The following is a 23,553-nucleotide window of genomic DNA, read 5'->3' as shown; positions in this document are numbered from 1 at the left end:
AATAAATTATTTTTTTAGTTGTTACATTATTTGTGTCTAAAACCACCTTGACTAATAAGACCTGATTATCCATTTTCAAGCTATTAATTTTCAAAACTTTATCTGAAATATTTGTGGTTTTGTAAATCAATTTTCCGGACACATCGTAGACAAAAACGGTGCTTAAATTTTCATTTCCAAAGGCATTAATTGTAATTATTTTATCTTTTACAAGAACTGTCAATGCATCATTTTCTTTTTCATTTTCTTTAGTCCCTAATGACAAATTACTATAACGCAATATGAAGCGATCTGCAAAAGTTCCGGTTCCGGTTGAAAAAGTATAATTGCTTGCCGTCAGGTCATGAATAACATTGGCGGTTTTATCTTCAATGTAAATTGCATGATTGCTTAAAATGCCTTCAGTATGATCTATCGCAATTGTAAAATCTCCGGCAATTGTACTTCGATATCCCAGCGGGACTACATCAGTATCTGTAAAAGGCAAGGCGCGCCCCTGAATTACAAAATTAGTCTGATTGTTTATGCTGTAAAAATCCAGGTACGGATTGGCATCAAAGGTTTCGCCATCGTATCTGTTTTCGTTATCATTGGTCGCGCCTTCGATGTATGAAACCAATAATTGCTTAAAGGCCCCGCCGTCATTTGTCATGTTCAGCCACAAACGATGTGCTTCTACTTCTGATTGTTTTACAGTGCTGCCATTTCTAAAAAACTGCGTATTATTTGTTCCTCCTAATCTCATTGCATTGGTAAACGCTATTGTTCCCGAAGAATTGGCACTTGCAAAAAAGGATTGTCCCGCAGCAATTTTGCCGGAAGGCGTGGCATTATTATTTCCTGCATTTCCAGAAGGTGCGGGTGCTGTACCTACACCGCCACTCAGGTTGTAGCTCGCATAATCATTAGAATTATACTGATAAGCTCCTTGCAAAACAACTGGTGTATTATGGGTCCAGAAATAAAGTGTTCCGTCTAAAAATGTATTTGCCCCTAAAAAAAGATCAGCACTCAATGCCGAAGGATAGGGGTTTCCTACCAGGTAAATATTGCCTGCTGTAGCGGTTTCTCCGGATATATTGCCATTGTTGGGCACGCCAATAAAAGAGGCAGTATAATCTGCTTTTATAGTACTTGAATACGTTTGCGGACTGCGAATAATATACCCTTTACCAACGACCATGTTTGTATTGGGGTTTGTCACTACCCACGTACCGCTGGTAAACGTAAGATACTTATCGTTTAAGGTAAGTGGTGAAACATCTAATAATTTTTGAGGATTAACAGGGGTTGACCAATATACAAAATCTCCAAGAATGATTTGAGAACTGGTACGATTGTACACAATATTACCCGTATTTACTGCATTTGTTGTTTGCAGAAAACTGGCATTATTTTGAAACGTAAGTGTGCCGCCATTATTGGTCAGGGCATTCGTTAAGGTGAGAGTGTCTAAGGACAGAATCGAAATATTTACTCCTGAATTTACCGTGCAACTACAGGCATTAATACTTCCTGCACCTCCCCCGGCAGAGGTAAAGTTTCCTGCAAAAATAATATTCTGATCTGCCGTTGGTGTTCCGTTAGACCAAAAAGTAGTATAGGTATTGGTAACCAAACCCGGCACTACGGCATTTGCAGAATTTAGCGAAGTACAGGTTCCGTTATAAACCGTAAAAGTATAGGTATTGGCAGCAAGACCGGTAACATTGGCTGTTGTGCCGCTGTACGGTATTACAATAGCTCCCGGATACAGGGTCAAAGTACCACCGGATGGCAGACCGCTTAAGGCAACTGCACCGGTAGGAACGGCACAGGTAGGAAGCGTTATTGTACCTATTACCGGTGCTGCGGGTAAAGGATTTACCGTAACAGTGGTCACAGCAGAATTGGCAGTACTACAAGTTCCGTTTTGTACCACAGCTCTAAATTCAGTCGTTGCTGTTAGTGGTACTGAAACATATGTGCTAGCGGTATTGGCAATATCTGTCCAGGTAGAAAACGGACTTATGGCAGATTGCCATTTGACTACCGTTCCGGTTTGTCCGGACAAGGTTAATGTAGCACTTGTAAGACCGCTGCAAATTGTAGTACCTCCCGCAACTGTTCCTCCTACACTTGCTCCTGAAATCGTTATGGTAGCAACATTTGATGCGCTAATACTAGAGGGACAAACTCCTGATGTTAATTGTGTTACCGTAATAGTGCTCGTCCCTACTGTAGTTAAACCCGTTGCGGTAAAACTTCCTGTACCGGCGGTACTTACGGTCATTGATGCTGTTAACCCACTTGCTGCCGGAGTACCGCGACTGTAGGTTACGGTATAATTCCCTACAGGCAATGAACCTGCACTGGATGTCACGGTTACTGTAGCATTTCCGTCTGTGGCACAGGCATTGGTGGCGGTTGTTCCGGTAATGGCATAAGTAGGACAGGTATAGGTTACGATAACCTGACCACCTGCTCCAGTTCCTCCAATTTGAGGAGAACCTGAAGCCGAATTAATAGCACCACTACCACCACCTCCGGGAGCACTTCCCGCATTTCCGGCACTATTGCCTAAAAGTAAACTCGAAATTCCGGCTCCTCCGGCACCACCGGTTGGGTTAGCACCGGCACCTCCTGCTCCGGACGAAAGACCTAAGGTTAGCAAAGCAGATCCTCCGTTTCCTCCGGCGTTACCCGCAGTTTTTGTGGTTCCAAACGAAGCTGTAGTTGTACCACCGGATCCTCCTGATGGTGTGTTTCCGGTTGTATTGGCAAACCCTCCTGCTCCTCCGGCAGCCAGAATAATACCTTCAAATCCTGTAATGGTAGAACTTCCTCCGGCTACTCCGTTAGTAAGTGTTCCTGCCGTTTGTCCGGCAACAACAACACTTAAAGTTGTTCCAACTCCCACTGTAATTGTGCCTGAAACATAGGCACCTCCTCCTCCTCCGGCAGCTCCTCTGCCTAAAAGCAATCCTGCACCACTGGCACCGCCACCGGCACCACCGCCTCCCCATGCCTGAACAGACATAGAGGTAATTCCTGCGGGAACTACTACAGAACCATTGGTTGTAAATGTATGGGGCGGCTGTGCCCACAAAGAAATGTAAACGAAAAATAGAAATAAAGATAATTTTAGTCTCATAACAGTCGGAATTAAGATTATAAGCAATAATTCTTTTGTGCTATTTATAGGAAATATTAAAAAAAAAGATTTTTTTTGCGCTTCGAAGATTGAATCTGAATCTCTTTTTTTAATAAAAAAAGCACAAGCCCTAAGTTACTGAAATAAAGGTATTTATAAAATAAAAAGTGGTATTTGCTTACAAAAATTATGTTTCCCGAAATTATTTAACTTAGTTTTCCCAAAAAATTACTCTTTTGAATCCAAATTCTTACTTTTTGTAGAAAAAAGACAAAATTTTATCATTTAAAAATTTAATCGCCAAAGTCATGACAAACAAAGAAGCTTTGTTAAAATTGGAGCACTTTTGTGCCTATCAGGAACGATGTCATGCCGAGGTTGTCAATAAGTTATACAGTCTTAAAATGACGGCTGACGAAATTGATACTATTGTAGTACAGCTAATTGAAAGTAATTTTTTGAATGAAACCCGTTTTGCCTGCAGCTTCGCCAGAGGAAAACACCGCATCAAACATTGGGGGAAAATCAGAATTACAAATGAGCTCAAAATGAAACAAATTTCTGCTTTCAACATTACATTGGCATTAAAAGAAATTTCTCCCGAAGAATACGAATCAACTTTTGAGAATCTGGCTGAAAAATGCTGGAATAGTATTACTGAAAAAAATACGCTGAAAAAACGTAAAAAATTTTGTGATTATATGTTGCGAAGAGGTTATGAAAGTTTTTTAGTGTATGATAAAGTGACTTCTTTAGAAAAAGAAATTTAGCGTTTTCGCCATTTTAGAAAAAACCACAAAAGAGCCTAAAATTTCTTACTTTTCAATAACCGTTAATTTTTGTTAATTTTGAAGAATAATCACCTTTCCTCGCTTTTTTTGAATAAAAGTTTCAAAAATTCTTAAAATTAACACCCTAAATTACGATTTTTCTTATATTTAAAAACTCCATTTTATAAGAAATACCATAAATACGCATTTTTTTTAGTGTATTTCATCGACTTTTTTAACATTTCAACGATTATATCGCCATTCTAAAAACCCTCTTTAATTCAAACCCGTAGATGTATCTATATTTGCGCAGGCGAGAATTATTATGCCAGCATAACGAGTTGATAGAAAACATATAACATGAAAAAAATTTTACTTTTACTTTTATTTTTACCCTTTTTAAGCTTCAGTCAAGTTGACCTGGTAAAATGGAATGCTGCTAATGCTAATACTTTAAGTCCAACCTATTCTGTTGGAACAGTTACTTCTCAGGATTTAACGGCAAACAATGGGATAAGCCTTAGTTACGTTTCAAACAATGCTGCCGACACTTTTTTTCAAACCGGTAGCTGGCCAACTCCCGCAGATAATGGTGGGGAATACAATCCAACAAAATATATTCAGTTTACGATAAAACCAAATACGGGTTCGAAAGCTGATCTAAGCACTTTTACTTTTCAGGTAAGATCCGGTTCCGGAAAATTTAGAGTAAAATATTCTAAAGATGCTTCGTTTGCTACAGGCGTAAAAGATCTAATTACAGAAACGACTACGCCAGGTTCATGGACCACTTATACTCCAAGTTTTTCGGCAGAGATTAATCCGGTATTAGAATCTGAAACGGTTTATGTTAGAATCTACTCGTACAGCACATACAATACTTTTGAAGTAAAAACAGGAACGAACGCCGGTAATGTTGTACCTCTTATTAGAGGAACTATTACTGCTTTTGATTCTACTAAAATATTGGCTATCAATGATTATGTAGACACTACTAAAGATTTGGCTGTAAACATCAACGCCTTGAACAACGATGTTAAAAAAGAAACGGTTACATCACTAACAATTCCTACTCCTCCTGCAGCAACAGAAGGAACAGCGCTTATCAACCCGGATAAAACGATAACTTTTAATCCTGCATCAGGTTTTACAGGAACTTCGGTATTTAATTATACCATAACCGGACCTACAGGAACATCTACGGCAAGCATCAAAGTAACGATCTCTGATGTTGCAAATGATAACTTATCGTTATGGAACGGTGCTTCATCAAGCTACAATCCGGTTACAAACGCGTATGTAAATTCGAATTCGCCTATAACTGCAACAGGCGCATCACTTTCTTACGTGTATCAAAATACGACAACTGCTTTTTTTCAAACCGGTAGCTGGCCAACTCCTGCAGATAACGGAGGCAGTTATGATCCTAATAAATACATTCAGTTTAAAATAAATCCGGATTCAAATCACCAGTTAAATCTGAAACAATTCAATTTTACCTACAGAGGTAACAACGGAAAATTTCAGGTACAATATTCAAAAGATCCTTCTTTTGCTACTGGCGTAAAAGTTTTAATCCCGGAAACGGCTACCGCTGGATCATTTACGACTTTAACAAATACGCTGGCTACAGACATAAGTCCTGTTCTTTCTACAGAAACGGTTTATATCAGATTTTATGTGTACAGCACTTACAATACTTTTGAAATATTAAACGGAAACGGAAATAGTGTTGGTCCGGTAATCACAGGAACTGTAAAAGACGTGAATACTTTGACGGCTAACAACGACAATATTTCGACTCCAATCAATCAGGCTGTAACAGTTCCTATTTTAACAAATGATGTTATAGGGGGTTCTGCTTTGCAACAAATAACGGTAACGCAGCCAACAAACGGAACGGTAACAGTCAATGGTACTTCGAGCGTAACTTTTACGCCTTCTAGTGCTTTTACCGGAACGACTTCGTTTACATATACGTTGCGAAATGCAAATTCAAATTATTCATCGGCAACTGTTGGAGTAACAGGAACTGCTGCTGTTTGTGCCGCTACACCTACGGCAGGAACAAACTACTGGAAAGGATTTGTTTATACGTATACTGGTAATACACCTGCAACAACAACGTATGTAGGATCTATAGCCGAGAAAGCAATTTTTGACCGCAATATAGCCGATGGTACTATTACCGGTGACGCTACTGTTGAGGCAAATGCATTTTGTGGTACGGTACCAAGCGATAAGTTTTTTGTTCGTTATTTAATGAAAGCTACTACAACGGCAGAAACGTACAACATTACTATTGGTGGTGATGATGGTATTCGTTTGTATATTGACGGAACATTGGTTCCGGTAACTCCAACAAACTCATGGTCAGATCATAGTTATGTTACTTACTCTGCACAATATACTTTTACTGCCGGTACACATGATTTTGTTCTTGAATATTATGAAAATGCTGGTCAGTCAAGAATATCATTTACTTATGGTGCCATAAAAGGTAATAATGCTACGCTTCCTTATGGAGATTTTAAATGGAATGTTTATGGTTTTAACTTACCGGATATCTCATTGCCTGCTGCAAGTTATGCAGGAACTTATGTAGATAATAATCTAAATATAAACACACAAACATTTTGGGACAGAACAAAATCGCCTTCTTATTATTCTGGCTGGCAAGGTGCCCCAATGAATGTTGACCAGTTTGCTATTACATACAAACGTCAGGGATTTCCTTGTGGTCGCTACCAGATACAATTGGTAAATTGCGATGATGTTGGCGAAATTTATATCGATGGTGTAAAAGTATACACGCAATCTGGCTACACCAATACTGCTGCATTAATAAATAGCGGACAGCAATATACATTAAACAAAAACTCTAAAATCGAAGTGCGTCTTAGAGAAGATAATGGTGATGCTAATCTGGCCATTAACCTGATCGATGTACCGTTTAGTTATGACGGATCAACTGCTCCGCCAACTGACTCTTCGATTATTATAAACAATGATCTTACTTTATCAAACGACTTACAAGTTTGTTCTTGTACGGTTGCTGCGGGTAAAACACTTACTATTGCTACAGACAAAGTACTTACGGTATTAGAAAACATTACAGTAAATTCTACTGGTAAAATAGTAGTTCAAAATAGCGGATCATTAGTACAAACAAACAACAACTCTACTTATACAGGTAGTGCAACATCATTTGAGTTATACAGAAATACAACTCCTGTAAATCGTTTTGATTATACATATTGGTCTTCGCCGGTATCAGGTCAGACTTTATACAACTTATCACCAAATACTTTGTCTGATAAATATTTAGAATATGATTCTTCTATCGACAACTGGAAATATCTAACGGGAGGAAATTATGTAATGCAACCCGGAAAAGGTTATATCGTAAGAGCGCCTTCGACTATTGCGATTAGCGGAAGTCCTCAGGTTTTTACAGGAAAATTTGTTGGGGTTCCTAATAACGGAATAATCTCGACTCCTGTAACCAATAAAGCAGGGAATACAACGACGACTAATTTATTAGGTAATCCTTACCCGTCTGCTTTAAACGCAGATCAGTTTTATGCAGATAACAGCGCTACTATAAAAGGAACGTTTTATTTATGGACACACTCTATTACTGTAATTCCGGATGCTTCAGGAAGTTACTCTTACAGTGATTCAAACTATATTTCGTACAATGCAACCGGTTCAACAGGTGCAGGAGATACTACAAATTGTACAACTTGTGGCGGAACTAAACTTAACGGAAACATTGCTTCTGGTCAGGGATTCTTTGTAGAGGCTAAAACAACCGGAACTGTTGTATTTAATAATGCATTAAGAGTAAAAACAACTGCAAGCAACAATCAATTTTCTAAAACAGCAAAAACGATTGTAGAGAAAAACAGGGTTTGGCTGAATCTTAAAAATAGCGACGGAGCTTACAACGAAATGCTTTTAGGGTACGTTACCGGAGCAACAAATGAGTTGGATGATGCGTATGACGGAAGCTCTTATGCAACCGGAACAGCTTTATACTCTGTTTTAGGAACTAATAATTTGGTAATTCAAGGTCGTGCTTTACCGTTTGAAGAGCAAAAAGAAATAATTCCTTTAGGTTATATTGCAAGCACAGCAACAGAATATACTATTGGTATCGAAAGTGTTGATGGATTGTTTCAGGGTAAAGATGTATACTTATTAGATAAAACAAATAATGTTCTAACCAATTTATCGAGCGACAGATATACATTTAAAACGGAACCGGGAACTTTTAATGAGCGTTTTGTACTTTCTTTCTACAAGAAACCAACAGAATCTATTGTTCCTCCCGTAGTTACAGAACCAAAAGATCCTGTTACAGAAACGCCGGTAGTTACAGATCCTAAAGATCCAACAACAGAACCGCCGGTTACGACATTACCGGGAGGAAATCCAACGATTGACAACCCAACATTAGAAGTTCCTGGTACGCCGGAAATTACTAAAAAAGAAACGCTGATTTACAAATCGAATAGTCAGATTTTAATTGAGTCTGATCTTCTAAATATCGAATCTGTTTATGTGTTTGATGTATTGGGTAAAAACATTTTCTATAAAGAGAACATACACAATACCTCTTATAGCACGAATCAATTGCCCGTTCAGAATCAAGTCATCATTGTCAAGGTTCTTACAGAGGACAACAAAATAATTACCAGGAAAATAATTTTCTAATAACAAAAAAACCATTCGCCGCGGCGAATGGTTTTTTTTATTTCTCTAAGTCTGGTTAAGCTTTCTCGATCAAAACAGTAACCGCATTACCGCCAAAACCAACGGCATTAATCAAAACTCTTTTTATAGGTTTTGTTTGTTGTTGTTTTTCTCCAAACGGAACTCCTATAAAAGTATCGTGCTTAAACATTAAAAGCGCGAGTTCTAAACTCAATATTCCGGATGCGCCAAACGTGTGTCCTATTTTCCATTTGTTTGTTGTTAATAAAGGCAATTTAGACCCAAAAACTTTTTCGATGGCACGCAATTCTGTTAAGTCTCCTTTTATGGTTCCGGGTGCATGCATTACAATCGCATCAATAGTTTCTAAAGCCACACCGTTTAATGCCATTTTCATTGATTTTTGAAAACACGTTGCTTCGGCAGAAATCGAAATATTATGTTCTAAAATCTCAGTTGCATAACCCACTCCTGTAACATAAGCAATTGCATTTTCTTTTTGACCCGTTTCCAGACAACAAACTGCGGCTCCTTCGCCCAAAATCATGGTATTTTGTGTTTTTTCGAAATCGAAGGCCAGATTGGGCCAGGAATCTGTGTCCTGATTTATTCTTGAATATATTTTTAAGGCACGCATTTGTGCAATCGTAAAATCTGTTAAAGGTGCTTCACTTCCTCCTATCAAAAATTTATCAGCCATTCCGGATTTCAGCCATGCAACACCATTGAGCAAAGCATGAAGTGCGGTTGAACAGGTTATCGAATGCGAAATTTCAGGACCAACACTTTGCAAATCGTGCGCAATCCAGGAAGATATATTGCCCAAAGTAGTGGTTGGAGAAGCAAGGGTCTGCGCTTTTCCGGTATCTAAATATGCTGCGTAATGCTTTTCGAATAAATCTGTAGCACCACGGGAAGATCCTATATTGATTCCAAAAATAGCCTCAGAATCCCATCCTGCCTGTTCAACTGCTTTTCTGGAAGCTGCCAAAGCAAACAAAACCGAATTGTCTAAAAATTTATATTTAGGATCTGAATCGCGTATATCAGCAACAATTTGTTTCGATTTTGCACCAAGAGAAGCCACCGAAGTTTCTTGCTGATCTAAAAACTGCTTAGAAAAACAATGCTTGTTGTCGAGGTATTTCTCCCAAACCTCATTAGAAGTATTCCCTAAAGGCGAAAGAGACGCAAAAGCTGTTATAGAAATTTTAGTATTCAATGTTGTGGATTTTTAATCGCAAAGTTCGTGAAGTTATAGCAAAGATGGCACACTGATAACGCGGATTAAAACGATATACACAGATTATTATCAATTATTTAATCTGTGAGACCCGCAACAACCGTTATATCCGTGGGCAATATTCAGACCATATCTATCGCTTCTTCAATCGTTTTGTATACTTTATTAAGTTGTTCGTCAGTCATGATATACGGTGGCAGAATATAGACAATATTGCCTACCGGGCGTAAAACAACTCCTTTGTCAATAAAGAAATTATAGAGTTTTGTTCGCATAGATCCGTAATAACTTTCATCTGAATCTGATTTGATTTCTACTGCAAAAATAACGCCCAGTGTTCGGGCTGTACTTACTTTTGAGTGATTTTCGATTTTTTTCTGAAAGCTTAAATGACTTTTATTTATTCTCTCAATGTTCGCCTGCATTTCATTGGTTTGCAACAAATCGATACTTGCCAAAGCTGCTGCACAACCTGTTGGGTTTGCCGTAAAAGTATGTCCGTGAAACAAGGCTTTATTAATATCGTCATCATAAAATGCATCGAAAACTTCCTGAGTAAAAGTGGTAATTGCCATTGGGATTGTACCTCCGGTTAATGCTTTCGACAAGCAAATCATATCCGGATCCTGAGAAACATAATCCATTGCAAAAGTCTTTCCTGTTTTACCAAAACCCGTCATCACTTCGTCTGCAATGGCCAAAACATTATGCTCTTTGCAAATCTGGATTAATGTAGCCAAAGCTTCGGGTTCGTACATGACCATTCCGGCAGCTCCCTGTACTAATGGCTCAAAAATAAATGCCGCACAATGATGGTTTTCAATAACATTTTTAAGCGCCTCAAAACTTTCTTGTTCTTTTCCTTTTACCGGAACCGGAATCCGAACCACGTCTATAAACATTCCCTGAAAAGCTTGTGTATAAAACGAGATTCCGCTTGCTGCCATTGCGGCAAAAGTATCTCCGTGAAATGCATTTTCGAAAGCAATTATAGTGGTTCGTTTTTCATTTTTATTAAAGAAATATTGCAAAGCTACTTTTATGGCTACTTCAACAGCTGTTGAGCCATTATCCGAAAAGAAGATTTTTTGCTGATTTTCAGGCAAAATTTCCAGAAGTCTTTCGGCTACTTTTATGGCTGGCTCATGCGTAAAACCGCCAAACAAAACGTGTTCTAACGTGGTTAGTTGTTTGTAAATCGCATCTGCAATAAATTTGTTGCTGTGCCCAAACGGATTTACCCACCACGAAGCTATTGCATCGATATATTCTTTGCCGTTTTCGTCCCAAAGCAACGCTCCTTCACCTCTTGAAATTGCAATTGGAGCTTGTGCTGTTTTATGTTGTGTATAAGGATGCCAAAGGTACTGGCTGTCTTTTTCTGTTAAAGTCATCTTGTTTAGAATATAGATATTAGAGAATAGAAAATAGAGAAAAGAGTATAGAATAAAGAGAAAAGACTAAACTCTACAATTTTTACAAAGATAGGAAAGTCTATTTTCTTTATTCTATCTTCTTTATTATCCATGTTCTATAATCTATACTCTTTATTCTTTTCTCTATTTTCTATTCTCTTTCTTCTATACTCTTTCTTCTATACTCTTTCTTCTATACTCTTTCTTCTATAAATTAAGCAAATTCTCCCGAAACAAATCGGCGTACTCCCGTATTACATTTTGGTCGAAATAGGGTTCTTCGTCAATTCTACCAACGCAAGGAATACCGGTTTTATTCCGGATTAAACTTTCTGTGGGTTTGTTTTCGCTTCCGCTAAAGATAATTCCGGCAACTTCAAAACCACGATTCCTGATGGCTTCGATTGTTAGCAAAGTATGATTGATACTACCCAGATAATGTCTTGAAACAACAATAATTTTATAATCGGGCTGAATTAAATCGATTATTAAATCTTTATCATTCAGTGGTACAAAAATTCCTCCGGCGCCTTCAATAACCAAATGATTGGTTGTTTCGGGTTCTTTTATTTGCTGAAGATCAATAACAATTCCGTCAATGGCTGCTGCTAAATGCGGACTTGCGGGTGTATTTAATTTATAAGCGTTTCCGAAAATTTTAGATTTTAGACTGGAGATTTTAGATTTGATTTTATGACTGTCTGAATTTTCTAAATCCCCTGCCTGAACAGGTTTCCAATAATCGGCTTCTAAAGCCTGGACTACAATTGCAGAAGTTATGGTTTTGCCCACATCGGTTGAAATTCCTGTTATAAATATTTTCATATATTTTTTTGTTTCGCAAAGATGCACAAAGAAAAAACGCTGAGATGCACAAAAAAAGACTTTTTACTTTGTGTTGCTTTGTATTTTTTCTTTGCGAATCTCTGTGTAATATCTTTAGCAAAAATACCAATAAAAACAAAACCCATCTGTACGATAGGTTTTGTTTTTGATTATTCTTCTTTTAGTTCGTCGATTACTTTTTTGATTTCTCCGGCATATTTCCCATAAAATTTATGAACCCACCATTCTAATGTAATTCCCATAACCAAAATAGAACCTGTTACGGCAGCAAATACACTAATCAATTGAGAGTTGCTAAAGTTTGTAATTTGAAATCCCGGCACCTGAGAAAAATCGTTGTACAAATATCCTATCAAAAACAATACAATAAAGGGCGTCAGGGCAAACCCAAAGGTTTTGTACAACTCCATATTGAGCCTGATATCAAAATAAGTTTCGTACAAGCTGTCTTTTGTTTTTAAACTTATGTTGTTTAATCTTTTATAAAACAAATAGAGTTTTACCAAATAGTACAAACAAACAGCAAAAAATATGCTGAAAAACAAATAAAACGGGATAATCCATTTTGCAGGAAAATCAAATACCAGAGGCGCAAAACCATAAAGCACTACAGCTGTTGACTGATAAATAAGTTCTTTTTTAAGGTTTTTTCTAATTTTATCCAGCGGTGTATTTGCTGATTCTATTTTTTTTAAATTATCCGGAACAACGACATTATCTGTCTTTTCATTATTCCATGCTTTTTGTATATCGTTAAAATCCATATCCTTGATTTTTTATAATTTCCTTTAATTTTTCTTTTGCTCTGTTTAATTTTACTCTCGCATTTCCTTCAGATATCCCCAGATTTTCGCCTATTTCTTTGTGAGAAAATCCTTCTAACTGATAGAATATAATGGCTTTGTCTATTTTTTCGAGTTTTTGAACAGCTTTGTAAAAATGATCTATCTGATTTTCTTTGATATGCGAATCGCCTTCATCATCTTTAATGTTTTCTGAAGCGATTTCGTATTTATCGACTTTTCGTTTTTCCTTTTTCAGGAAAACAATCGCTGTATTTACTGCAACGCGATACATCCAGGTCGAAAACTGACTTTCGTTTCTAAAAGAATCATACGATTTCCAGAGCTGACAAATAATCTCCTGAAACAAATCTTGTTGATCGTCCCGATTGTCCATGTACATTTTAGAAACCTTATACAGTATTCCTTTATGACTTTCGATCCTTGTTAAAAATTCCTGTTCTTTCTCTTTCAAAATACGACTAATTCATTACTGGTTTTACTTTGTATCCCGCTTTTCTTAACCCATTAATTACTCCTTCATCACCTGCTAAATGTGCTGCTCCTACTGCTACAAACAAACTTTCTTTTTGCATTAATGCAGGCAAAACTTTAATCCAGTTGTAATTTCTTTCGTCAAGCATATACTTTTTAGCCTTTGCATTCATGATGTCTTCCGCTGTAATATTTTTAAATAATTCGTCTAAATTTTCTTTTTTGTACGAGGTTACCAGTTCTTTTGTCTGATGCGGATCTGACTCGTCTAACATTGCTATCATTTCGTCATCAGAATACGCATTTCCAAAACTTTCAAACTGAGATTTGACCGTTTCCAGTCCGGCGATTTGTATATTCCTTTTCTTGGCAGCATCAATAAATTCCATTTCATAAAATTTAATATCACTACAGCCAAAGGTTTTCATCGAGATTAAACTCATAACAGTCATCAGGTTAAAGTTATCAACTTGCTGAAGTGTCATTCCTGCAGATTTTTTTAAAATAGCCTCTAATTTAGACAATTGTTCGGGATCTAATTTTTTGCTGAGTGGTTCTTTTCCCATTGCCATTTGTTGCGCATCGTTCATTTCTTTAGGGTCCGAAAAATTAATTTCTAAAACTAATTTATCTGAACTATCGAATGCTTTTTTTGCTTTTTCTGACAGGAAATAATCTCCTGAACATATCATGTGAATCGTCCCGTATAAATAAGAAGGTTTCGACAATCCGTTTCCTGAGACTTCCCATAAAAGAGAATTTTCAAGCTTTGGAGATTTAGTTTGTGCATCGCTTGTTCCGGCAATGATAAATGCAATTGCTACTAGTACTGATTTAAATAATTTTTTCATTTGTTGATTGATTAGTTTTGATGATTGAAACTCTTTAGGGTTTCTTTATTTGATTACGACTCGTAAGTACAGGAATCATCAAAACGTTACAAAAAAAATCGAAATTTTTTTTAAGTAGATAAAAATCAAGAAGCTTGGGCTTTTTCTGCCCACAGATTGGGCAGATTAAACTGGTAATCACAGATTTCTTAAATTCTGCTTTCTGTTATTTGTATAAACTAATCTTTTAAAATCTGGAGTTTCACCAAAATTGAGCACTAAGCCAACCTCTATTTGAGTTGCTTTTAAATAATTCATTAATTGAGCAACATGCGAACTTATAAGGTATTCGCATGCTTTTAGCTCAACAATTATCGTGTCTTCAATTAGCAAATCAGCATAAAATTCACCTACTAACTGATTTTTAAAATAAACTTTAATTTGTTTCTGAGCTTCAACTTTATATCCTTGTGATTTTAATTCAAAATACATAGCATTTTGATATACTTTTTCCAAAAATCCATAACCAAGATGATTATAAACATCATAGAACACCTGCAATATGGGTTTTGATATTTCTTTGTGTAAGAGCTTCGTCATAATAATCTGTGTTAACCCGTCAAAACCTGTGAGATCCGTGGGCTAAAATACGAAATTTCCTAACAATTCAAGTACTTGCTTAATTTCTTGTTCTGTATTGAAACTATGTATACAAAAACGCAATCGCTCTTGTCCTTCGGGTACCGTTGGCGAAAGTATGGGTTTTACATCAAAGCCTTTATCCTGCAGTTGCTGCGCCAGTTGTTTTACATTTTCGTTGCCGGGAACTATGGCAGATTGTATGGCCGATTTGCTTCGCACAAACATTGGTTTTAGACCCAGCATGTTTTTTTGCTGATTGAACAAAACAATGTTCTCCCGCAATTTTTTGATCGTTTGTTTTTCGGTTTCCAATTGTTGGTATGCTACCAAAATTGTAGCAACCGCATGTGGCGATAATCCGGTTGTATAAATAAAGCTTCGGGCAAAGTTTACCAAATATTCCTTAAGAGCTGTGCTTCCTAAAATCACTGAACCATGACAACCCAGACCTTTGCCAAAAGTCATAATTCTTGCAAAAATGCGGTTATGCAATTGCAGGTATTGCATTAAGCCTTCGCCTTGGTCTCCAAAAACACCCAAAGTGTGCGCTTCATCAACTACTAAATAACAATTGTATTTTTCTGAAAGCTGAACTAATTCTTCCAGATTTGGACTATCCCCGTCCATCGAAAAAACAGTTTCGGTAACAATATAAATATTTGTTTTGGGAAATTTTTGGATCAAACGCTCTAAATCTTCAAAATCATTGTGGTCGAATTTATACGATTTAGCATTCGACATGACAATTCCGTCCCGAATAGAAGCGTGACTTAACTCGTCGTACAAAATAACATCATTTCTTTGCGGTACAGCGCTAAAAAAACCAATATTGGCATCGTAACCCGAATTGAAGATTAAAGCGGTTTCAGCATCATGAAACGCTGCTATAAATGTTTCTGTAATTTGATATAAGGAATGGTTACCGGAAATTAGCCTTGATCCGGTTGCACCGTTCTGAAAAATTTCATTTTCTAATAAATAGGCATGTGTATGCTTAAAAATAGATTCAGATTTTGAGAATCCGATATAGTCATTAGACGAAAAATCTATCAAATTATTGAAGACAGGCAATTTTCTAAGCGAATTATTCTGCTTACGGTTTTCAAGTTTTTGAATTAGATTTTCGGGTAATTTCATAAAAGCAAAGTTATGAAATTGAAGTTTATAAAAATAAACAGCGGGTTTAATGTCACCCGCTGTTTTCAATTTACTTTTAGACCGCACTAATAAACGGCGATTGTCTGCTAAAGTTTGCTTTGGTCATTTCTCTGACCATAAATACTGCAATATCAGTTGCACTGATTTTATCTCCCGGACAATCTTCTATATTTACCAAAACCGGAGTACTTACAGCTGCAAATTCTATAAACGGAACCCGAACCTGTGTCCAATTTACAGTACTGTCGACCAAAAAATCATACGCTTTTTGTCGGTCTTCCTGAATTACCGGAAAATTGGTTTTCATCCATTGTGTCGCCATTTCGGTTTTATTACTTTTTTTATCAAACGGGCTATCGATATTAAGCCCGGCTAATAAAAGATAACGCTCAATTGCATAATCATTCATTGCCTGCAAAATATTTTTAGTCGCTAAACTTGCCACAAGTGGTTCGTCTTTGCGTTGCCCAATTGTACTAATTACAGCGTGACAATCTTTAAGCAGTACTTTTATAGCTTCGGGATCACGGGCATCTCCTTCAATAATTTGGATTTGTGGATTTTGAATCGTAAAATTCTCCGGATTTCTTAGCAATAGTTTAATGCTATATCCTTCTTTTAATAACTGGTTTACAACATAAGCTCCAGTTCTTCCGCCACCGCCCAGAACGGCAACCTTTTTTATATTTTTCATCTGTTCTTTATAAAATTTGACATAAATAAATCACGTCTTATCAGTTTGATAAAACGAAACAATAAAAGCTTACTGTGCTTTTATACTACGATCAATATTTTATAAAGAGATTCTAATAGTCCAAATATAACAAAAAAAAAACACCAGCTGTAGCTGATGGTTTTTTAAATTTATTTTGAAATTGTGTTAGTCAACTAAAACAATTACTTTATTGTCTTTCATTTCGATAGTACCTGCCTCAATCTCTAATGTATAGGTTTGGTCATTTACTTTCGTGAATTTACTCGCTACGTCTTTAGAAAAATTAAAACTTGGCGCTGCAATTTTTACAGTTCCTTTTTCCAGAATAGAAACAATAGGAGCGTGATTATTCAATATTTGAAAGCTTCCGTCAACTCCAGGTAATGTAACTGATGTTACTTCTCCTGAAAATAATTTTGCTTCTGGTGATACTATTTCTAAAATCATTTTTCTTTTAGTTATGATTTATAATTTATGAGTCATAAATGAGTAGGAATTATCATTTACAACCCATAATTTATAATTATATTAAGCTTCAGCTAACATTTTTTCTCCAGCTTCAATAGCATCCTGAATAGAACCTTTTAAGTTGAAAGCTGCTTCAGGAAGATGATCTAACTCACCGTCGATAATCATGTTAAATCCTTTGATAGTATCTTTAATATCAACCAATACTCCAGGAATACCTGTAAATTGCTCGGCTACGTGGAAAGGTTGAGATAAGAAACGTTGCACACGACGTGCTCTCGATACTGATAATTTATCTTCTTCAGATAATTCTTCCATACCTAAGATCGCAATAATATCTTGCAATTGTTTGTATTTTTGAAGAATCTCTTTTACTCTTTGTGCACAGTCATAATGCTCAGCTCCTAAGATTTGAGGAGTTAAAATTCTTGAAGTAGAATCTAACGGGTCTACCGCTGGATAAATCCCAAGCTCAGCAATTTTACGAGACAATACAGTTGTTGCATCTAAGTGAGCAAATGTTGTTGCCGGTGCAGGGTCAGTTAAATCATCCGCAGGAACGTAAACCGCTTGTACAGATGTAATAGATCCTTTGTTTGTAGAAGTAATACGCTCTTGCATAGCTCCCATCTCTGTTGCCAAAGTTGGTTGGTACCCTACCGCAGAAGGCATACGTCCTAAAAGTGCCGATACCTCAGATCCTGCTTGTGTAAAACGGAAGATGTTATCAACGAAAAACAATACGTCTTTACCTTGATCAGTTCCTGCTCCATCACGGAAATACTCAGCGATAGATAATCCTGAAAGTGCTACACGGGCACGAGCTCCAGGAGGCTCATTCATTTGTCCAAAAACGAAAGTAGCTTTAGACTCTCTCATTCCCGGCATATCTACTTTAGATAAATCCCATCCTCCATTTTCCATAGAGTGCATGAAATCATCACCGTATTTAATAATTCCTGACTCTAACATCTCACGAAGCAAGTCATTTCCTTCACGTGTTCTTTCTCCTACTCCTGCGAATACAGAAAGTCCACCGTGACCTTTTGCAATATTGTTGATCAACTCCTGAATCAATACTGTTTTACCAACACCGGCACCACCAAACAATCCAATTTTACCTCCTTTTGCATAAGGCTCAATCAAATCGATTACTTTAATACCTGTGAATAAAACTTCTGATGAAGTTGATAAATCTTCAAACTTAGGAGCTTGTCTGTGAATAGACAAACCGTTTTCTCCTGTTTTTGGCAAGTTTCCTAAACCATCAATTGCATCTCCAATTACATTGAATAATCTTCCATATACGTCTGGACCGATTGGCATTTGGATTGGATTACCAGTTCCAACTACTTCATATCCTCTTGACAAACCATCTGTTGAGTCCATAGAAATGGTACGAACAGTGTTTTCACCAATGTGAGATTGTACTTCTAGAACTAACAACGTTCCGTCTTTTTTAGTGATTTCTAGTGAATCATAAATTTTTGGAAGTTCAACATCTTTACCGTTGAAAACTACGTCAACTACTGGTCCAATGATTTGAGCAACTTTTCCTATTACTTTTGACATTACTTATGTATTTATTAAATAGCTATTTAGGTTTATCGAAAATACCTCTTTTTTCAGAGCGCAAAGATAATTTTTTAAAATATAAAATCAATATTTTTTTTATAAAAAATACTACGATTTTGTTTGATTCCTAAAAGAGAGGCTTCAAATATCGAAAAAAGCATTTTTTAACTAAAAATAAAAAAAGCCACTACATTTTGGAAACGAGTGACTTTCTTACTAAAAAAAATTGGCATTATTGTATTGTTGCCCCATATTGAATTGGATATAAAGCCAAATCTACATGACGTAACGTTGAACCATATTTTGTATTAATGGCATCTATAAATATATTGGCAATTAAACCGTACCCTCTTGGACTTGGATGTATACCGTCCAGAGAAAAAGCTCCTCCGACAGCATAAGAAGAAGTCATCGTAAAATTGCCAAAACGAATACCTCCGCTGGACAATTGCGTCAATACACTTCTTGTATCAACAAAAGCCAATCCTTTTGCATCTGCAGCAGCAGCAATTATTACATTATAAGCATCTGTAGCTACTTTAATTTCGGCAATTTCACTCGGAATTAAAACATGTTTATCTTGTAATGGAAATGACACTCCAAATGCATTTAACGGATATGGAGGTGCAATTCCCACACCAGAATCAAGAGCCGTTGGTGCTGTACCAATAGCCGCTCTGGTCGTTAACAATAACAAATCTGTAGCTTTAGCCTGTCTCGCCTGACCAAATATTGCGCCATAAAAATTTGCAGTTTGCGCTCCTAATGTTGGCGTAAATGCCGCCGCTAACTGAGCAGCCAGATTAGGCAATGTTTCGTCTTTTATTAACACAGGGCTGGTAGAAGTTTCAGACAACAAATTAATCCTGTCTCCTGCACCAAAAGCTGTTAAAGCTGCTTTTAGCGGACCATACAATTGTGCATTAAGCAATTTAATTGTTGCCAAACCAACTGCTTCATTGTCTTTACCAATTGATTTTGCTGTAAGCGGATTATAAGGCACTGTTGTAAAATGCGGTAAGGTTGTAATGTAGGGCAAATTTGCCACTACTCCTTTTGCCCCATTAGCCGTTAAAGTATTAACCAATGTATTGTATGCAAAACTAAAAGTTGCTGTTGGCGTAATATCATCTCCCAAAACAGGATCTTGAGAAGTAGGAACTCCTCCGTTTGTAGCATAACCTAAAACATCATTCCCTCCAATAAACAAAGAAAAGAATGTAGGTGCCTGTGCTACTGCATCCGCCAGAACACTAGTCGTGGGCGAAGAAGAAAAACGCGCAAAATAAGGATTTGCTGTTGCAGGAGTTGCAAAAACTCCAGCAAGATTTCCGTATCCAGGTGCTATTAAATGATAACTTTTTGCACCAGGAATTCCAAGATTACTAAACGAACCTGTTAAACGAGCTGTGATCGAAGTACCTGAAACTCCAGGAACATTTACAGGAGCACTTGTAGCGGGATTAAAAATTAATCTTGTCGGAAATTTAGCCACCTGAACACCTCCTGAAGAAAACCCCCCAATATTATCCAGCATTAAAGGCGTAGTAAAAGCTCCACCACCTGCTGCCGCAAATTGCTGCGATAATATATTTGCATATGAATTACTCTGCCCTTTTGCAAACAAAGCGCCATCACTGTAACCTGCAGCAAACGAATCTCCAAGAGCTATATATTTTGTAAAAACCGCTGATCCGGGAACAACCGGAACTTCTGCCGGTGTATCATTACTATCATCATTATTACACGCCGCAAAGGTCAAGGAAACCAATAACAGCAATTTTATATTTTTTATCATTTTATTAAGTTTTAAATTATTACTTCTTTCTAATTTATTTATTTGATAAAAAAGAAAGAAAACTGCCTCATCTCACTACGCTATAATTATGGATTAATTGTCCAGGAAACAAACCATTGCTGCCCGATTGCTCCGGCACCAATTACCTGAATATAATCTGATCCGAAAAGGTTTGTTGCCCCAACTTTAATAACTGATTTCAGTTTTGGAAAAGCATAATTTATCTGCGCATCAAGAACAGTGTTTTCCGGAACCATACCATCTCCAAAAGAAGATTGCCATAAATATTCTGTATTCCATCTCACATTAACATTAAATCCTAAATTTTTAATCACTTTAGCATTTCCAAGAGATGCTTTAATTCTATGTTTTGGGGTATTAAATCCTGCAATAAAACTAGGGTCATCTTCTTGATTAAAATCAAATTGTGCGTAGTTATAATTAACACCTACTTCAAAATCTTTGTATACTTTTTTAGACAAACCAACTCCAAAACCCAATGAAGAAACCTGAGCTGTAGTATTGGTATAAACCTGATACACTCTTCTGTCTCCAAATGCCAATGCCTGATAAGTTTGTTGCACCGCAGGATTTGTAGCATCTGTCCCTACTGTTCCGTAGTATGGAGATATTACTCTGGCAGTATTCATGAAATCATTATAAATATTATAATAAACATTTAAATCTATCGATAAATCATTTTGAACTACGGTACGGTAACCTGCTTCAAAAGCCTGAACCTGCTCCGGTTTTACCAACCCAATATTGGCTACTTTAAGATCATTAGGATTTGCCGAAGCAGCAAACGCCTGAACAGAAGCTACAGTATAGGCATTATGATACGCGTTTTGACCAGACATACCAATAGTCGCCGGTTGACCCGCTATGGTTTGCCCTGCAGCACTTACATTTACAGTTTCCTGAAAACGATCTAAATTCTCAGGTGCCGAACCAATTAATGCAAACGGCCCTAAATCTAAACCAATATATTGATCTTGTGTTGTTGGGTTACGGAAACCTGTTTGATAAGACAATCTGAAATTATGTCTTTTAGACTCTCCTGCAGAATATACAAATGAAACTCTTGGCGACAGGTTACCATCAAAGTTCTGACTTTTATCGTAACGTAAAGATCCGGTGAATTTTAATCTGTCGTCCAGGAATTTTTTAGTCAACTGGCCATAAGCACCATATTCTCTGTAACTGATAGGCCCGTCATAATCTGTAAAGATTGTTCCTTCAGAATCCATTACATATTCTCTCCAGGAACCACCAACCTGAATTTCGGCCCATTTGATGATATCTCTAAAATTATAATTTACATCTGAGTGGTATAATTTTGAATGATCGATAAATTTTGCTCCCTGAGTTAAATCCGGATTTGCAATAACTTTAGTAAGCGCATTATTAAACTGAGCTGAACCCGGTTCGAATCTTGCTGAACCTGTAGGTTTAGGAATAAAAGAAATTGCGGCAGGAAGCACATTATAGTCTGCAAAATTTCTGGCAATTGCTGCAGACTCATTTGCATTTGTCCCCATAACAGCACCAGACAACTGATAGGCTGTTGCATAATTTGTGAACCATTCCTGATCTGATTTTGCAGCTCTGTTTACGTTCCAGGCAGCAAATCTCATATCATACGAATTTCCTGCATCTTCGTCAGTAGCATATACTCTGGCAAAAAAGTTTTTCCCTTTTACCTCTACTTTCCCTTGTTGCATCATGAAATCTTTCAGGGCATATCTATTTGCTCCCTGATAAATTGTACTTCCTAAACCTATTTTATATTGCATGATAATCTCTGTATCATCTGCAAAAGGTCTGATATGAGCAGAGAAATCTGCTTTTACATTTTTTACCTTATTATCTGTCAAATCCTGTTCACGATATCCGGTTCTGCTTACTTGCCCAACATTTGGGATAAAAGTAGTTACCTCGTCACCGTAGATATTTAATCCGTCATAATTTTGATTGTTAGCATGTCCCACAGAACCTCCGGTCATACTTCTTGTATCGGCAGCAATCCATTCTGTTGCTTCCATATAAGTAAAGTTCGCTTTTAAAGCAAAATGCTTTGTAAAAGCTTTCGCCGCTCTTATTCCAAAATCATTATAATCATTTGTTCCGGCAGCTTTTTGACTTGTTTGTCCGTATTTGTAGTAAACACTAATGCCTTCGTTCGTAAAAGGACTTTTACTGTTCATAAACATAATACCGTTAAAAGCATTTGCTCCATAAAGTGCAGAAGATGCACCTGGCAAAAGCTCTACATTTGCCACATCTATATCCGAAATACCTATTAAGTTTCCTAACACGAAGTTCAATGCCGGCGAAGAATTATCCATCCCGTCTACCAATTGCATAAAACGCGTATTGGCAACAGAAGCAAAACCACGGGTATTTATGGATTTGAAAGAAATACTGCTGGTATTAAAATTTACCTCTTTTAAATTCTCTAAACCATCATAAAAAGTAGGTGCGGTGGTATTTCTAATTTCCTGAATTCCCATTCTTTCAATAGTTACCGGAGATTCGATCACTCTTTCAGGAGTCCTTGAAGCCGAAACAACAATTTCATCCAGTTTAGTTTCTTCATCTTTTAAAACCACACTTACCTTTTGACTGGCTGATGTGATATTGATTGTCTTTGCTTCAAAGCCTACTGCCGATACTTTAATTGTAAAAGGCAATTTTACAGAAGTCGTTAACTTAAATGTACCATCGAAGTCGGTTGAAGTTCCGCTTCGTTCTCCTACAATACTTACGTTAGCACCAGGAATAGATTGTTTGTTACCATCAGTAACAGAACCAGAAATTGTATTCTGCGCAAAGGATATTCCGCTGAAAAACAACATAATTAGTAAATATACTCTCATTTAGGTTTGTTTTTGGTTAGTTGATATAGCCAAAATACAAATAATTTTGATATTAATAAAAAAATGTTAAAAAAAATAAATAATA

The 23,553-nt window shown here is 36.8% G+C and carries 16 protein-coding genes; 2 read left to right on the top strand and 14 right to left on the bottom strand.

All coding sequences use genetic code 11. The features are described from left to right. Positions 1-3,133 (bottom strand): T9SS sorting signal type C domain-containing protein (locus tag B0A64_RS20385; protein ID WP_109746144.1); only part of this gene is annotated, 3,133 nt, incomplete at its 3' end. A gap of 308 nt (positions 3,134-3,441) precedes the next feature. On the opposite strand from B0A64_RS20385, the gene B0A64_RS20380 reads away from it, so the two are divergent. Both B0A64_RS20380 and B0A64_RS20375 read left to right on the top strand, forming a co-directional pair. Continuing rightward, positions 3,442-3,903, top strand: a complete 462-nt coding sequence (locus tag B0A64_RS20380; RefSeq protein WP_089481328.1) for a regulatory protein RecX — start codon at positions 3,442-3,444, stop codon at positions 3,901-3,903. 360 nt (positions 3,904-4,263) lie between these two features. Next, positions 4,264-8,622 carry an Ig-like domain-containing protein gene (locus B0A64_RS20375; RefSeq protein ID WP_089481327.1) on the top strand — a complete coding sequence of 1,453 codons (4,359 nt, stop codon included), beginning with the start codon at positions 4,264-4,266 and terminating at the stop codon, positions 8,620-8,622. A 55-nt stretch (positions 8,623-8,677) separates the two neighbouring features. Here B0A64_RS20375 and B0A64_RS20370 read toward each other — a convergent pair whose 3' ends face one another. From B0A64_RS20370 to B0A64_RS20310, 13 genes are all read right to left on the bottom strand, one after another. Then, positions 8,678-9,844 carry a beta-ketoacyl synthase N-terminal-like domain-containing protein gene (locus tag B0A64_RS20370; protein ID WP_089481326.1) on the bottom strand — a complete coding sequence of 389 codons (1,167 nt, stop codon included), beginning with the start codon at positions 9,842-9,844 and terminating at the stop codon, positions 8,678-8,680. Positions 9,845-9,987: 143 nt separating this feature from the next. Beyond that, positions 9,988-11,259, bottom strand: coding sequence for an adenosylmethionine--8-amino-7-oxononanoate transaminase (gene bioA, locus B0A64_RS20365; RefSeq protein WP_089481325.1), 1,272 nt, complete (start codon positions 11,257-11,259; stop codon positions 9,988-9,990). Positions 11,260-11,487: 228 nt separating this feature from the next. Then, positions 11,488-12,105 carry a dethiobiotin synthase gene (bioD, locus tag B0A64_RS20360; RefSeq protein WP_089481324.1) on the bottom strand — a complete coding sequence of 206 codons (618 nt, stop codon included), beginning with the start codon at positions 12,103-12,105 and terminating at the stop codon, positions 11,488-11,490. A 170-nt stretch (positions 12,106-12,275) separates the two neighbouring features. Continuing rightward, on the bottom strand, positions 12,276-12,890 hold the full coding sequence (locus tag B0A64_RS20355) for a hypothetical protein (RefSeq protein ID WP_089481323.1): 615 nt from the start codon (positions 12,888-12,890) through the stop codon (positions 12,276-12,278). Beyond that, positions 12,880-13,383 carry an RNA polymerase sigma factor gene (locus B0A64_RS20350; RefSeq protein ID WP_089481322.1) on the bottom strand — a complete coding sequence of 168 codons (504 nt, stop codon included), beginning with the start codon at positions 13,381-13,383 and terminating at the stop codon, positions 12,880-12,882. Before B0A64_RS20350 ends, B0A64_RS20355 begins: the two co-directional genes overlap by 11 nt. A 7-nt stretch (positions 13,384-13,390) precedes the next feature. Next, on the bottom strand, positions 13,391-14,254 hold the full coding sequence (locus B0A64_RS20345; RefSeq protein ID WP_089481321.1) for a TraB/GumN family protein: 864 nt from the start codon (positions 14,252-14,254) through the stop codon (positions 13,391-13,393). Positions 14,255-14,431: 177 nt separating this feature from the next. Beyond that, positions 14,432-14,833: a GxxExxY protein gene (locus tag B0A64_RS20340; protein ID WP_089481320.1), complete on the bottom strand. Its 402-nt coding sequence runs from the start codon at positions 14,831-14,833 to the stop codon at positions 14,432-14,434. Positions 14,834-14,875: 42 nt separating this feature from the next. Further along, a complete protein-coding gene (locus B0A64_RS20335; protein ID WP_089481330.1) occupies positions 14,876-16,012 on the bottom strand; it encodes an aminotransferase class I/II-fold pyridoxal phosphate-dependent enzyme in 1,137 nt (378 codons plus the stop codon). A gap of 76 nt (positions 16,013-16,088) precedes the next feature. Continuing rightward, positions 16,089-16,727: an NAD(P)-dependent oxidoreductase gene (locus B0A64_RS20330; protein ID WP_089481319.1), complete on the bottom strand. Its 639-nt coding sequence runs from the start codon at positions 16,725-16,727 to the stop codon at positions 16,089-16,091. 186 nt (positions 16,728-16,913) lie between these two features. Next, complete coding sequence (locus B0A64_RS20325; RefSeq protein ID WP_089481318.1) at positions 16,914-17,195, bottom strand: F0F1 ATP synthase subunit epsilon; 282 nt, start codon at positions 17,193-17,195, stop codon at positions 16,914-16,916. Positions 17,196-17,276: 81 nt separating this feature from the next. Beyond that, entirely contained in the window at positions 17,277-18,788 is a 1,512-nt protein-coding gene (gene atpD, locus B0A64_RS20320) for a F0F1 ATP synthase subunit beta (RefSeq protein WP_089481317.1), read from the bottom strand. Positions 18,789-19,023: 235 nt separating this feature from the next. Then, the gene (locus tag B0A64_RS20315) at positions 19,024-20,589 is read right to left on the bottom strand and encodes a G-D-S-L family lipolytic protein (RefSeq protein ID WP_089481316.1); all 1,566 of its coding nucleotides are present in this window, start codon (positions 20,587-20,589) and stop codon (positions 19,024-19,026) included. 86 nt (positions 20,590-20,675) lie between these two features. Further along, positions 20,676-23,468, bottom strand: a complete 2,793-nt coding sequence (locus tag B0A64_RS20310) for a TonB-dependent receptor (RefSeq protein WP_089481315.1) — start codon at positions 23,466-23,468, stop codon at positions 20,676-20,678. Between the last annotated feature and the right edge of the window lie 85 nt (positions 23,469-23,553).

This window comes from Flavobacterium araucananum (assembly GCF_002222055.1).
Taxonomy (GTDB): Bacteria; Bacteroidota; Bacteroidia; order Flavobacteriales; family Flavobacteriaceae; genus Flavobacterium; species Flavobacterium araucananum.
The sequence above is the reverse complement of the archived record's forward strand: the minus strand, read 5'-3'. Positions and strand labels throughout refer to the sequence as shown.